At 70.6% G+C, this 12,137-nt stretch carries 13 protein-coding genes; 7 read left to right on the forward strand and 6 right to left on the reverse strand.

The features are described 5' to 3' along the window. Positions 1-56 precede the first annotated feature (56 nt). Genes ACWIHT_RS01455 through ACWIHT_RS01465 form a run of 3 tightly spaced genes read left to right on the forward strand, consistent with a single transcriptional unit; the run spans position 57 to position 3,894 of the window. Positions 57-2,396, forward strand: coding sequence for an FHA domain-containing protein (locus tag ACWIHT_RS01455; protein WP_456163183.1), 2,340 nt, complete (start codon positions 57-59; stop codon positions 2,394-2,396). A gap of 9 nt (positions 2,397-2,405) precedes the next feature. Further along, complete coding sequence (locus tag ACWIHT_RS01460) at positions 2,406-2,954, forward strand: hypothetical protein (RefSeq protein WP_456163185.1); 549 nt, start codon at positions 2,406-2,408, stop codon at positions 2,952-2,954. Next, positions 2,944-3,894 carry a serine/threonine-protein kinase gene (locus ACWIHT_RS01465; protein WP_456163187.1) on the forward strand — a complete coding sequence of 317 codons (951 nt, stop codon included), beginning with the start codon at positions 2,944-2,946 and terminating at the stop codon, positions 3,892-3,894. The genes ACWIHT_RS01460 and ACWIHT_RS01465 overlap by 11 nt, the downstream gene beginning before the upstream one ends. A gap of 47 nt (positions 3,895-3,941) precedes the next feature. Here ACWIHT_RS01465 and ACWIHT_RS01470 read toward each other — a convergent pair whose 3' ends face one another. Further along, complete coding sequence (locus ACWIHT_RS01470; RefSeq protein ID WP_456163189.1) at positions 3,942-4,352, reverse strand: nuclear transport factor 2 family protein; 411 nt, start codon at positions 4,350-4,352, stop codon at positions 3,942-3,944. A gap of 31 nt (positions 4,353-4,383) precedes the next feature. Further along, complete coding sequence (locus tag ACWIHT_RS01475) at positions 4,384-5,673, reverse strand: streptophobe family protein (RefSeq protein WP_456163191.1); 1,290 nt, start codon at positions 5,671-5,673, stop codon at positions 4,384-4,386. 162 nt (positions 5,674-5,835) lie between these two features. Here ACWIHT_RS01475 and ACWIHT_RS01480 point away from each other — a divergent pair, with 162 nt between their 5' ends. Further along, positions 5,836-7,122 carry a DUF6777 domain-containing protein gene (locus ACWIHT_RS01480; RefSeq protein ID WP_456163193.1) on the forward strand — a complete coding sequence of 429 codons (1,287 nt, stop codon included), beginning with the start codon at positions 5,836-5,838 and terminating at the stop codon, positions 7,120-7,122. A gap of 81 nt (positions 7,123-7,203) precedes the next feature. Further along, positions 7,204-7,656: an ATP-binding protein gene (locus tag ACWIHT_RS01485; protein WP_201055920.1), complete on the forward strand. Its 453-nt coding sequence runs from the start codon at positions 7,204-7,206 to the stop codon at positions 7,654-7,656. Here ACWIHT_RS01485 and ACWIHT_RS01490 read toward each other — a convergent pair. Next, positions 7,653-8,432, reverse strand: coding sequence for a class I SAM-dependent methyltransferase (locus tag ACWIHT_RS01490; RefSeq protein WP_456163195.1), 780 nt, complete (start codon positions 8,430-8,432; stop codon positions 7,653-7,655). The two genes, ACWIHT_RS01485 and ACWIHT_RS01490, sit on opposite strands and share 4 nt — an antisense overlap. A gap of 87 nt (positions 8,433-8,519) precedes the next feature. On the opposite strand from ACWIHT_RS01490, the gene ACWIHT_RS01495 reads away from it, so the two are divergent. Beyond that, on the forward strand, positions 8,520-8,909 hold the full coding sequence (locus ACWIHT_RS01495) for a helix-turn-helix domain-containing protein (protein WP_456163197.1): 390 nt from the start codon (positions 8,520-8,522) through the stop codon (positions 8,907-8,909). Between the two features lie 9 nt (positions 8,910-8,918). Here the strand turns inward: ACWIHT_RS01495 and ACWIHT_RS01500 are convergent, their stop codons facing one another. The 3 genes from ACWIHT_RS01500 to ACWIHT_RS01510 form a co-directional block, all read right to left on the reverse strand. Next, positions 8,919-9,521, reverse strand: a complete 603-nt coding sequence (locus tag ACWIHT_RS01500; protein WP_456163199.1) for a ClpP family protease — start codon at positions 9,519-9,521, stop codon at positions 8,919-8,921. Position 9,522: 1 nt separating this feature from the next. After that, positions 9,523-10,176, reverse strand: coding sequence for an ATP-dependent Clp protease proteolytic subunit (locus tag ACWIHT_RS01505; RefSeq protein ID WP_456163201.1), 654 nt, complete (start codon positions 10,174-10,176; stop codon positions 9,523-9,525). 102 nt (positions 10,177-10,278) lie between these two features. After that, positions 10,279-11,487, reverse strand: a complete 1,209-nt coding sequence (locus ACWIHT_RS01510) for an epoxide hydrolase family protein (RefSeq protein ID WP_456163203.1) — start codon at positions 11,485-11,487, stop codon at positions 10,279-10,281. Positions 11,488-11,654: 167 nt separating this feature from the next. Here ACWIHT_RS01510 and ACWIHT_RS01515 point away from each other — a divergent pair, with 167 nt between their 5' ends. Next, on the forward strand, positions 11,655-12,137 hold the full coding sequence (locus ACWIHT_RS01515; protein WP_456163205.1) for a VOC family protein: 483 nt from the start codon (positions 11,655-11,657) through the stop codon (positions 12,135-12,137).

Below are 12,137 nucleotides of genomic sequence, written 5' to 3' on the forward strand. Positions count from 1 at the left end.
CGCACCCCTGACCGCTGGCCGGGCGCATAGGTGAACCAATCGGTAGAATTCGGGGCATGCCAGAGCGGCCGATGGCGCCGACCGCGCCCGAACTCCTCCTGGAGACGGAGTCGGGCTCCACGGTCATGACCCCCAGCCGCGACTACCACGTGGGCCGCGACCCGCTGAGCGACATCGTCATCGACGACGCCCGGGTCTCCTGGCACCACGCGGTACTGCGGCCCGACGCCGACCACTGGACGCTGGAGGACGAACACAGCACGAACGGCACCTACGCCGACGGCCGCCGCGTCCACGAGTGGGGCGTCGGCCCCGGCAGCGTGATCCGCTTCGGCAGCGCCGCCGACGGCCCCCGCGTCACCCTCGCCGACCGCCCGGCCCCGGCCCCGGAACGCCCCTCGTCCGTGTCCATGCCCGCCTTCACCGGCACCTTCCGGCAGCCGACCACCGTACGGCCGCTGCCCGCCCGCACCATCCACATCGGCCGGGCCGCCGACAACGACCTCGTCGTCGACGACTTGATCGTCTCCCGCCGCCACGCCGAACTCCGCGCCCTCGCCGACGGGACGTACGAGATCGTCGACCTCGGCAGCCACAACGGCACCTACCTCAACGGCCAGCCCGTCGTCCGCGCGCCCATGGGCCCGGGCGACATCGTCGGCATCGGACACTCCGCGTTCTGTCTCGTCGGCGACCAGTTGCAGGAGTACGTCGACACCGGCGAGGTCTCCCTCGACGTACAGGACCTCACGGTCGCCGTCGACCACGGCCGCAAGGTCCTGCTCGACCAGGTGTCGTTCCCGGTCGGCGAGAAATGCCTGCTCGCCGTCGTCGGCCCCAGCGGCGCCGGCAAGTCCACCCTCCTCAACGCGCTCACCGGCCAGCGCCCCGCCGACCGCGGCACCGTCCTCTACGACGGCCGCGACCTCTACCGCGACTACGCCGAACTCCGCCAGCGCATCGGCCTCGTCCCGCAGGACGACATCCTGCACGCCCAGCTGACCGTGCACAGCGCCCTGTCCTACGCGGCCGAACTGCGCTTCCCGCAGGACACGGCGAAGGCCGAGCGGCAGGCCCGGGTCGAGGAGGTCGTCCGCGAACTGGGCCTCCAGCAACGGGCCGAGCAGCCCGTGCACAGCCTCTCCGGCGGCCAGCGCAAGCGGGTCAGCGTGGCCCTGGAACTGCTGACCAAGCCGTCGCTGCTCTTCCTCGACGAACCCACCTCAGGACTCGACCCCGGCATGGACCGCTCGGTGATGCACATGCTGCGGGGCCTGGCCGACGACGGCCGCACCGTCATCGTCGTCACCCACAGCGTCCTCAGCCTCGACGTCTGCGACCGCCTCCTGGTGCTCGCGCCCGGCGGCAGGGTCGCCTACTACGGGCCGCCCGGCGACGCCCTCGCGTTCTTCGGCTTCGAGCACTGGCCGGAGGCCTTCGAGTCCTTCGAACGCGATCAAGACCGGGACTGGGCAGGGGAGTTCAAGGAGTCCCCCTTCCAACGCCAGTACATCCGCAACTCCACCGCGCAGCCCCACCTGCTCGGCTCCGGCCCGGTCACCGTGGCCCCGCCGCCCCGGCCCCGCAGCCGCAGCGCCCAACTCGGCACGCTGGTACGTCGTTACGCGGCCGCCCTCGCCGCCGACCGGACCTTCCTCGCCATCATGATCGCGCTGCCTTTCGTGATGGGCGCGATGGCCCGCGCGCTCGCCGGAAGCACACTCACGCGGGAGACGGCGATGAACGCGCTGCTCATCCTCTGCGTCGGCGGGGTACTGACCGGCGCGGCCAACGCCGTCCGCGAACTCGTCAAGGAACGCGCGATCTACCGGCGCGAGAGAGCCGTCGGCCTGTCCAGATCGGCGTACCTGCTCTCCAAGGTCGTCGTGCTGGGCGCCATCACCGTGGCACAGGCCGTGGTACTCACCCTGGTCGGACTGTTCGGCGTCGACCTCAACGCACCCCGTGGAAAAGGGGTGTTGATGCCACCCCTGATCGAAATCACCGTGGCCGTCGCCCTGTTGGCGTTCACCGCGATGATGCTCGGCCTGCTGGTCTCCGCGCTGGTCCGCAAGGAGGAGGTGACGATGCCGCTGCTCGTGCTGCTCGCCATCGTCCAAGTGGTGTTCTGCGGCGCCCTGTTGAAACTGCACGGCGTACCCGGCCTCGAACAGCTCTCCTGGCTCGTGCCCTCGCGCTGGGCGCTCGGCGGCATGGCCGGCACCATCGGACTGTCCCGCATCGTGCCGGGCGAACTGACCGGCGATCCGCTGTTCCGGCACTCCGCAGGGGCCTGGCTGCTCAACATGGGCATGCTCGTCGTACTGTCGCTGCTCTTCGGCTTCCTGGTGTCCTGGCTGCTGCGCCGACACGAACCCGCCGTGATGCGGAAATAGGGCGCCCCGATGACGACCACCCCCGGCTTCCGGCCCACGCACGTCGTCCCCGAACACGGGATGCCCGCCTGGGAGGCCCCGGACCCCGCCCGCCCCACCGTGCCCCTCGACGCGCTGCTCCCCGTGCAACTCCTCGAACGGCGCGGCGACTGGGCCCACACCCTGTGCTCCAACGGCTGGTCCGCCTGGGTCGACGGCCGCCACCTCATCTCCGTCTCCCAGGACCCGCCCGCCGCCGGCGCCCCGCAGGCCCGCACCGCCGACCCACGCCCGCTCCTCGCCCGCGCCGAACAGGCCCTCGCCCGCTACCGCGCCGCCGTGGAGGAACTCGCGGGCGGCGCCCTCGACGGCGCCTCCTTCGAGGCCCGCACCAAGGGCCTGCGCATCGGGGTGGTCGTCGACGGTGCCTCCGTCTGGCTCTACGACCCCGACCACGAACGCTGGGTCTACGGCGACGGCACCCGGCTCAGCACCTACGCCACCGACGACGGACCCCGCGCCGAACCGACCGACCCCGGCCACGCCCCCACCCAGGTCGTGAGCCCCGATGGCCCGTGACGCGAGCCTCTTCTCCGGGCGCCCCTCCGAACTGATCGGCAAGCAGATCGCCGGTTACCGCATCGAGGACGAGATCGGCCGCGGCGGCATGGCGGTCGTCTACCGCGCCCACGACCTCCGCCTCGACCGCACGGTCGCCCTCAAACTCCTCGCCCCCGAACTCGCCCGCAACGACACCTTCCGCAAACGCTTCACCCACGAGTCCCGGGTCGCCGCCGCGATCGACCACCCGCACATCGTGCCGGTCTTCGAAGCTGGCGAGACGGACGGCGTCCTGTACATCGCCATGCGCTACGTCTCCGGCAGCGACCTACGTCATCTCCTGGACCGGGCGGGCCCGTTGGGGCTCTCCGCGGCCACGCGGATCGTCGGCCAGGTCGCTTCCGCGCTGGACGCCGCCCACGAACACGGGCTCGTCCACCGGGACGTGAAGCCCGGCAACATCCTCGTCGCGCGCGGTACGGACGACGACCATCCCGAGCACGTGTATCTCACCGACTTCGGCCTGACGAAGAAGTCCCTTTCGCTGACCGGGTTCACGACGGTCGGGCAGTTCGTCGGGACGCTCGACTATGTGGCTCCCGAGCAGATCTCCGGGCGGCCGGTCGACGGGCGTTGTGACGTGTACGGGCTCGCCTGCGTCGCGTACGAGAGCCTCGCGGGGCGTCCGCCGTTCCGGCGGGACGACGACATGGCGCTGCTGTGGGCGCACCAGTACGACCTGCCTCCGGCGGTCACCGAGTCCCGGCCCGATCTGCCGGGGCATGTCGACGCCGTCTTCGCGAAGGCGTTGGCGAAGAGTCCGGACGATCGGTACGAGTCGTGTCTGGCGTTTGTGACGGAGTTGCGGGGTGGGGCTGCCGGGCATGCGGCGACGGAGGTTGATGTGGGGGTGGGTGCGGTACCTCCGTGGGCTGAGCCGGTGTTCAAGGGGCGGTGAGGTCTCGTTGTCAGCTGGTCGCGCCCCGCGGCGGAGCCGCATATAGATCAGCCCCGCGCTCCATTCAGTGGCACTCGCCGTGCCACCACCCTGCGACGCGAGATCCGCCAACCCGCCCCCGTGCGCACCACCATGTCCTCGTACGTCACCGAACCGCACGAACCGTCCGTCCGGATCCCCAGACCCTTCGAGCGGGCCCGGACCCGGCCCTCCGCCGATTCCTCGATCACCACGTTCGTGACGTGATGGGCGACCGGATTCCCGGCCCCCAACGCCAAGGACGCGCCCACGAGTTCGGGGAGGCCGATGACCGTGCCCTGGCCGAAGTCGGTGAGGTCGTATTCGACGTCCGGGGTGAACACCTCGTCCAGGCGGTCGAGTTCGCCCTCGTCGGCCAAGTGGCCGTGCAGTGCGATCAACTCCGTTATGGCCAGGCGGTCTTCGAGCGTCAGCGCCATGTCTGCCCTTTCCTCGGCTGGGCGCACACTCTCATGCCGGGCGTTGCGACTGCTCGGGGATTTCGATCTCGCCGTGGCGGCGTACCGGCTTTGCCAGCAGTGCGCCCAGGAAGCCCGCGATCAGTCCCCAGAGAGCCGCCAGCCCCACCGCCGACCACAACTCGGGCTTCAGGAACAGGTCTCCGGACAGTCCGCCGCCCACGTCACCGATGCCGAGGAGGGAGAGGCCGTAGTGGGCGGAGACGGTGCCGACGAGGCAGATCATCAGGACCGCCAGGGCGAAGGCGACCGCCAGGTGGACGGCGTGCTGCCAGGCGCGGGTGTGGGCCGGGGAGCGGGCGGCCATCAGGAACGCGGCGGACAGGAGCAGGACCGCGTTCGCCACCAGGAGCCACCACACCCTGCCGTCGTACGCGGCGATGGAGTTGAGGTTGAGGGTGGAGATGTCCGGGGTGCGCAGGACCTCGTCCAGCAGGTGGGGCATGGGCAGGCCGAAGGGGCCGTCGACCCGGCCGTTCCAGGTGGCGCCCAGGCCGATCGTGAGGGTGAGCCAGACGAGGTTCGGCATGCCGAGCAGGATCAGGGCGAAGGTCTGGGTGACGTTCCCGCGGGTCACCGCGGTGAGCAGGGCGATGACGACGCCGAGTGCGACGTAGGCCAGGAGCAGGGTGACCACGGCGTACGCGGCCGGGCGGACGGACGCGTGGAAGCGGAGCAGCGCGGCCGGGAGCGGTGCGCCCGGCGACACCAGGAGGGCCAGCACCAGTACCCCGGCGAGCCACAGCAGGCCGAACAGGACCGTCTGCGGTACGTCCGCCTCGAAACCGACCTCGGGCGAGGCGCCGATCAGGTCGCCGATGTCGCCGAGCGTCCCGCTGCCGAGCGAGATCGAGAACTTCTGGCGTGCGCCCAGGGCCAGTCCGATCAGGCCGAGCAGCCACAGCACGGCGATACGGGCGGCCCAGCCCGCCAGTTCCGCGGCCGAGGCGACCGCGCGGTGCCGCAGGGGCCGTAGGAACGCGGCAGCGGTCGCGAGGGCGCCGGCCAGGGTCACCGAGAGGGGGATGACCGTCAGGCCCGCCTTTGTGTCGGCCAGTGCGCCCGCGTTGCCGGAGAGCTTCACGGTGCCGCCGACGGCCGTCACCACCGTCGCCGTGACGACCCGGGGGAACGCGCCGTCCGGGAGGTCCGTCGCGCCCGCCGCCCACAGGCCCAGCGCGGCGACCACGCCCATGGTGAGCAGCCCGGCCAGTACCGCGCTCAGGGCCTGGATCCAGCCGTGGCGGGCGACTGCCTGGTCGGAGGGGGTTCGGGGGGTCACGCCTGCCACGCTAAGCAGCGCCGGGGGAGCGCGCCCGCCGGGAGGGCCGTCCGCGTCGGCTTGCGGGCGGACGGGGGCCGGAGCACACAATGGGTTCGTTGTGGACAAAGCGGTATCAAACGTCATCAATGCCGCTGAGAACCGCGTCGGGAAGAAGAACTCGTGAGCGTCGAACCTCCGTCTTCAGGCCGCCCCACCGGACCGCCCTCCGGCCCGCTGTCGGGACCCTCCCAGCCGCCTTCGGGCCCGCCCTCGCAGCCCTCGGGCAGCGGTGGCGCCGGGGCGCCGGAACCCCACCGCCCCTGGTGGAAGTCGGTGCCGCGCGTCGCGATCCTGACCGCGGTCGTGGTGGCCGCCGTGGTGCTGGGCCTCGTCTTCACCCGCTCCGACGGCGGCTCGACCAAGACCGCGAGCAAGGGCGAGGTCTTTCTCCAGGCCGCGGCGAAGACCGGTCCCGACCCGTTCACGGAGTCCACCGCGAGCGAGAGCTCCGCCCCGCCCGTCTCCGCCTCACCCACCGCGTCGGAACCGGCGAACGCCGTGCGCGGTGTCGACGGCGGCGCCCCCGGCCTCTACGGCGGCACCCAGAACGTCGCCACCTGTGACGTGGAGAAGCAGATCAAGGCGCTCCAGGCGAACCCGGCGAAGAACAAGGCGTTCGCGTCCGTCGTCGGCGTCCAGCCCGCCGGAGTCCCCGCCTATCTGCGCTCCCTCACCCCCGTACAGCTGCGCATGGACACCCGCGTCACCAACCACGGCTACCGCGACGGCGTCGCCACCAGCTACCAGGCCGTCCTCCAGGCGGGCACCGCCGTCCTCGTCGACAGCCACGGCGTGCCCCGCGTCCGCTGCGCCTGCGGCAACCCGCTCTCCCCGCCCGTCGCCCAGCAGTCCACCCCGAAGCCGACCGGCGACACCTGGTCGTCGTACCGGCCGCAGAACGTCGTCGTGGTCACGCCCGCACCGCAGGTCGTCAACATCTTCGTGATCTACGACCCCCACAACGGGCACTGGTTCGGCCGCCACCACGGCGACACGGGCCGCCACGACCACCGGACCCCGCCGCCGCTGAACCCGGCCAGCCCCTCGGTGACCGTGTCCCCGCCGACCTCACCGTCCTCCAACTCCCCGTCGGCGTGCGCCTCCACGGCCCCCGGCACGCCGGGTACGCCCGGCGCGTCCACGAGCCCCTGCCCGCCGACGTCGAGCTCCCCGTCCTCGTCCTCCTCGTCGCCGTCCGCTCCGTCCTCGTCGTCCCCGAGTTCGGAATCGCCGTCCTCGGAGCCGCCCTCGACCGAGTCGTCGTCGGCTTCGTCGGCCTCGTCCTCCGCGCCCGAATCGATCGCCTCCAGCGCTACGACGACGTCCGCGTCGAACTCCGCGTCGGCTTCGCTGTCGAGCTTCAGCGCGCCGGTTTCCCCGGGGACGAGTTCACCGTCACTCTCGTAGGTGGACTGCCCGGCGTGGGGCTGGGTACGAGCACTGGTGCGACAGCAACAAGGCCGGCGCCCGCCTTCGAGAGAGACACGCATGATCGACCACCGGGACGGGGTAGTGATACCGACTCGTTTCGACGTGCCCGTGGAACCGCTGCGGCGGGCGGCGCACTACACCGGGGAACCGGGCTGCATCTCCGATGCCCGGCACTTCACCCACCAGTTCCTCGAACAGCTCAGAACCGAGTGGTGCGCCACGATCGACGACCGGTCCGAGGGCGAACTGCTGCTGGTCGTGAGCGAGTTGGTCACCAACGCGGACCGGCACAGCAACGGCCCGTACATCCTGGAGCTGGAGGGTACGGACGCCGCGGTGACGGTGTCGGTGTGTGACAGCAGTGTCGCCCTGCCCCGGCTCTTCGCCCGCGACCCCGAGCGGATCGGCAGACACGGCCTGGAGATCGTGCACGCCCTGGCCGCCCGGGTGACCGTCGAACGCGTACCGGTCGGCAAGCAGGTGCGGGCCGTGGTGGAGCTGAGCGGTTAGGTTCCGGTCCGAGTGGCTGTGATCAGCTCGTGCAGGTACCGCTTGGTGGCCCGGCCGCCGTGCCGTGTGTCCAGCAGCTCCCGGAGGCAGGCCAGGAGGCCCTGACGCGAGGGCTCGTCCATCGCGAGATGGCCCGAGTACGTGAGCACGACGTCGAGGTACTCGTCGGTCGTGTACGTGATCTCCTGCGCATCGCGCCACACAGTGACGTCGTCGAAGTGCTCGGAGCGCTCGAACTCCGCGGTGTCCGTGGCCGATTCGTCCTCGGTGGGACTCCGGAAACCGGGCGGAGTGGTCGGGTCCCAGCGTTCGTAGCAGCGCTGCATCCGGTCGAAGAACTCCTGGGTGCCGCCCGCCACATGATGGGTGGTGACGACGGCGAGCCGCCCGCCGGGACGCAGGGCGGATGCCGCCTTCGCCATGAAGTCCCGGGCATGGAACCAGTGGAACGCCGTCGCGATCACCACCAGGTCGAAGGACTCGTCCGGCAGTTCCCACCGCTCGAAGTCCGCCACCTGTACGTCGACTTGGGGGAAGGCTGCCAGGTTCCGCCGGGCGACCGCCGCCAGGGACGGCCCCAGCTCCACGGCAGTCAGCCGACAGCCGAACTCGGCCAGCGGGACGGTGAGTTGACCGGTACCGGGGGCGATCTCCAGTACCCGGCTGTCCGGGCCGAGGTCCGCCAGCCGGGCCAGTTCCGCCACGAGAGGGCGCGGATACCGGGGGCGGGCCCGGTCGTACCGCTCGGCAACCCCGTCGAACGTGTCGCGCAGCACTGTTCCCGTACCCTTCGGATCGGCGATTCCACCCAGGGCAGAATGCTGATCCCTTGCCCTCGCGTCCAACCCTTTTAGTCTGAGGGGGTGAGCAACGAAGCGCCGAACCAAGCCCGCGTGATCCCCCTGCGCCCGCACGAGCCGGCCCCTCACCTACCGGAGCCGGCGGTTCCCGCGCCCAAGGAACCTCTGTGGCGCGACCTGGTCGGTGACGTCCTACGACGTGAACGCCTCGCCCAGGAACGCACCTTGAAGGATGTGGCCGACGCCGCCCGGATCTCCATGCCGTATCTCTCGGAGGTGGAGCGGGGCCGCAAGGAGGCATCCTCGGAGGTCCTCGCGGCCGCCGCCCACGCCCTCGGTCTCGACCTCGGCGACCTGCTGTCGCTGACCCGGAACGAGTTCACCCAGCACCGCAACAGGCGTCAGGGCAGGGTGAGTTCGCCGTACAACGGGCTGTGCCTGGTCGCCGCCTGACGGTGTCGCTCAGACCGCGACGAGACGTCGGCTGACCACCTCGTCGGCTAGGCCGTACGCCACGGCCTCCGGCGCGGTGAACACCTTGTCGCGGTCCATGTCGGCGCGCAGCGTCGCGATGTCGTGGTGCGTGTGCCGCGACAGCACCTCCTCCACCTGGGAGCGGATCCGCACCATCTCCTTTGCCTGGAGCGCGAGATCGGAGACCATGCCGCGCTGCCCGCCGCTCGCAGGCTGGCCGAGCAGCACGCGCGCGTGCTCCAGCACGAACCGCCGTCCCGGGTCCCCGCCCGCGAGCAGCACGGCGGCCGTCGAAGCCGCCTGACCGACGCAGAACGTCGAGATCGGGGCCTGTACGTACGTCATGGTGTCGTAGATCGCCATGAGTGAAGTGAACGAGCCGCCGGGGGAGTTGATGTAGATCGCGATCTCGCTCTCCGGGGACGCCGACTCCAGATGGAGGAGTTGCGCGATGACGACGTTGGCGACCCCGTCGTCGATGTCGGTGCCGAGGAAGATGATCCGCTCGGACAGCAGCCGGCTGAACACGTCGTAGGAGCGTTCGCCCTGCGGGGTGCGCTCGACGACGTTCGGAATCGTGTACGTACCCATGTCAGAGCCCCATCCGTCGCTTCGAGGCGGCCGGGCGCACGTCGGCCAGTGAGGCGACGACCTGGTCCACCATGCCGTACTCCTTGGCCTGTTCGGCCGTGAACCAGCGGTCGCGGTCGCCGTCGCGGGAGATGGTCTCCTCGCTCTGGCCGGTGTGCTGGGCGGTGAGGCGTTCGATGGTCCTTTTCGTGTGCTCCAGGTTCTCCGCCTGGATCTCGATGTCGGCCGTGGTGCCGCCGATACCCGCCGACGGCTGGTGCATCATGACCCGCGCGTGAGGGAGCGCGTACCGCTTCCCGGGCGCGCCGACGGTCAGCAGGAACTGGCCCATGCTCGCCGCGAAACCCATCGCCAGCGTCGAGACGTCGTTCGGGATCAGCTGCATCGTGTCGTAGATCGCGAGGCCCGCCGTCACCGAGCCGCCGGGGCTGTTGACGTACAGGCTGATGTCCGTGCGCGGGTCCTCCGCGGACAGGAGCAGGAGCTGGGCGCAGACCCGGTTCGCGGAGACCTCGTCGACCTGGGTGCCGAGGAGGACGATCCGCTGGGCGAGGAGCTGCGCGGCGAGGTGGTCGTCGAAGCGGGAGGGCGGGGTGTCGCCCTCCTCGGCGCGAGGCATGATGGCCGGCGCGAAGCTGGCCATGAGTGAAGACATCGGCACTCCTTGTCGAGGCTGTGTGGTGTCTCCACTGTCGACCGGGGACCGCCCCAGCTGCGGGTTTCTAGGCTGGTAGCAGATTCGCCCTGGGCAGAGCGCTCACTCCCCGGCCTTCTCGCGCAGCTGCCGGAAGAAGGCCCGTGCGTCCTCGGCCAGCAGGTCCGGTTCCTCCATGGCGGCGAAGTGGCCGCCCCGGTCGAGCTCGGTCCAGCGGACGATGTTCTCGGTCCGTTCGGCCTTGTGGCGCAGCGGGATCTGGAGCTCGGCGGGGAAGAGGGCGAGCGCGGTGGGGGTGGTGGACGGGAGGGTGGGCGCGGCGGCCCGGGCGCCGGTGGCGTGGGCCCGCTCGTAGTAGATCCGGGCGGCCGAACCCGCGGTTCCCGTCAGCCAGTACAGCATCACGTCGGTGAGTAGCCGGTCCCGGTCCACGGCCTCCTCGGGCAGTTCCTCCGAGTCGGTCCACTCCCTGAACTTCTCGACGATCCAGGCGAGTTGACCGACCGGCGAGTCCGTGAGGGCGTACGCCAGGGTCTGCGGGCGGGTGGAGTGCAGGACGGCGTATCCGGTGCCCTCGCGCGACCACTCGGTCCAGCGGCGCCAGGACTCAAGGGTGTCCGCCCGCTCCTGGGGGCTCAGCGGTTCCAGTTCCTCGGGGGTGGGTTCGGTGAGGGCTTGCGCACCCGGCAGCAGGTTGAGATGGACGCCGATGACCCGGTCGGGGTGGGCGCGGCCCAGTTCGCGGGAGATCGCCGCGCCCCAGTCGCCGCCCTGCGCGCCGAACCGCTCGTAGCCGAGGCGATGCATGAGTTCGGCCCAGGCGTCGGCGATACGGCCCGCCTCCCAGCCGGTGTCCGCGGGGGGCCCGGACAGGCCGAAGCCCGGAATGCTCGGCACGACCACGTGGAAGGCGTCCGCCGGGTCGCCGCCGTGGGCCACCGGATCGGTCAACAGGCCCACGATGTCCACGAATTCGACGATCGAGCCCGGCCAGCCGTGCGTGATGATCAGCGGGGTGGCGTCCGGTTCCGGGGAGCGGATGTGTGCGAAGTGGACGTTCGACCCGTCGATGGTGGTCGTGAACTGCGGCCACGCGTTCAGCTCGGCCTCGGCCGCCCGCCAGTCGTACTCGTGCCGCCAGTACCGCACCAGCTCCCGCAGATAGTCCGCCGGTACGCCGTACGCCCAGCCCGTGCCGGGCAGCTCGTCTGGCCAACGGACACGGTCGAGACGGGCGTACAGATCGTCGAGATCGGCCTGCGGGATGTCGAGGCGGAACGGATGAACGCTGTCTGCCTGCGGATACGTCATGGAGCGCAAGCCTAGTTCCGCACCCCGCATCGGCCACCTGGATTATCCGGGCGCCCGACCGATGAGTTTCAGGGTGACGATCGGTCGATACAGATGACCGTGTTCGATGCCCCAGGAACCCCCCCCAGGCCCCGCAGGAACCCCCCCAGAAACCCATGGAGGAACGCATGACCACCGACGGATTCACCACGTGTCTCTGGTTCGACGGCCAGGCCGAGGAAGCCGCCGACCTCTACGTGTCGATCTTCAAGAACTCCAGCACCGGCCGCGTCAGCCACTACGGCGAGGGCGCCCAGCAACCGGCCGGCTCGGTGCTCACCGTCGAGTTCACGGCCTTCGGACAGAAGTTCGTCGCGCTGAACGGCGGCCCGATGTTCAAGTTCACCGAGGCGGTCTCCTTCCAGATCCCGTGCGAGAACCAGGAGGACATCGACTACTACTGGGCCAAGCTGCTCGAAGGCGGCGGCGAGCCCGGCCCCTGCGGCTGGCTCAAGGACAAGTTCGGCCTGTCCTGGCAGGTCGTCCCCAACCGGCTGATCGAGATGATCACCGACCCGGACCCCGCGAAGGTCGCCCGTGCGACGGAGTCCTTCATGGCGATGGGCAAGTTCGACCTCGCCGCACTGGAGAAGGCCTTCGCGGGGGAGTGA

The sequence above is a fragment of the Streptomyces sp. NPDC002276 genome (genome assembly GCF_053891435.1).

Coding starts and splice junctions, on each gene's coding strand:
- ACWIHT_RS01455 (WP_456163183.1), top strand. CDS start 57: ATGCCAGAGCGGCCGATGGCGCCGACCGCGCCCGAACTCCTCCTGGAG.
- ACWIHT_RS01460 (WP_456163185.1), top strand. CDS start 2,406: ATGACGACCACCCCCGGCTTCCGGCCCACGCACGTCGTCCCCGAACAC.
- ACWIHT_RS01510 (WP_456163203.1), bottom strand. CDS start 11,487: ATGACGTATCCGCAGGCAGACAGCGTTCATCCGTTCCGCCTCGACATC.
- ACWIHT_RS01505 (WP_456163201.1), bottom strand. CDS start 10,176: ATGTCTTCACTCATGGCCAGCTTCGCGCCGGCCATCATGCCTCGCGCC.
- ACWIHT_RS01515 (WP_456163205.1), top strand. CDS start 11,655: ATGACCACCGACGGATTCACCACGTGTCTCTGGTTCGACGGCCAGGCC.
- ACWIHT_RS01485 (WP_201055920.1), top strand. CDS start 7,204: ATGATCGACCACCGGGACGGGGTAGTGATACCGACTCGTTTCGACGTG.
- ACWIHT_RS01470 (WP_456163189.1), bottom strand. CDS start 4,352: ATGGCGCTGACGCTCGAAGACCGCCTGGCCATAACGGAGTTGATCGCA.
- ACWIHT_RS01500 (WP_456163199.1), bottom strand. CDS start 9,521: ATGGGTACGTACACGATTCCGAACGTCGTCGAGCGCACCCCGCAGGGC.
- ACWIHT_RS01465 (WP_456163187.1), top strand. CDS start 2,944: ATGGCCCGTGACGCGAGCCTCTTCTCCGGGCGCCCCTCCGAACTGATC.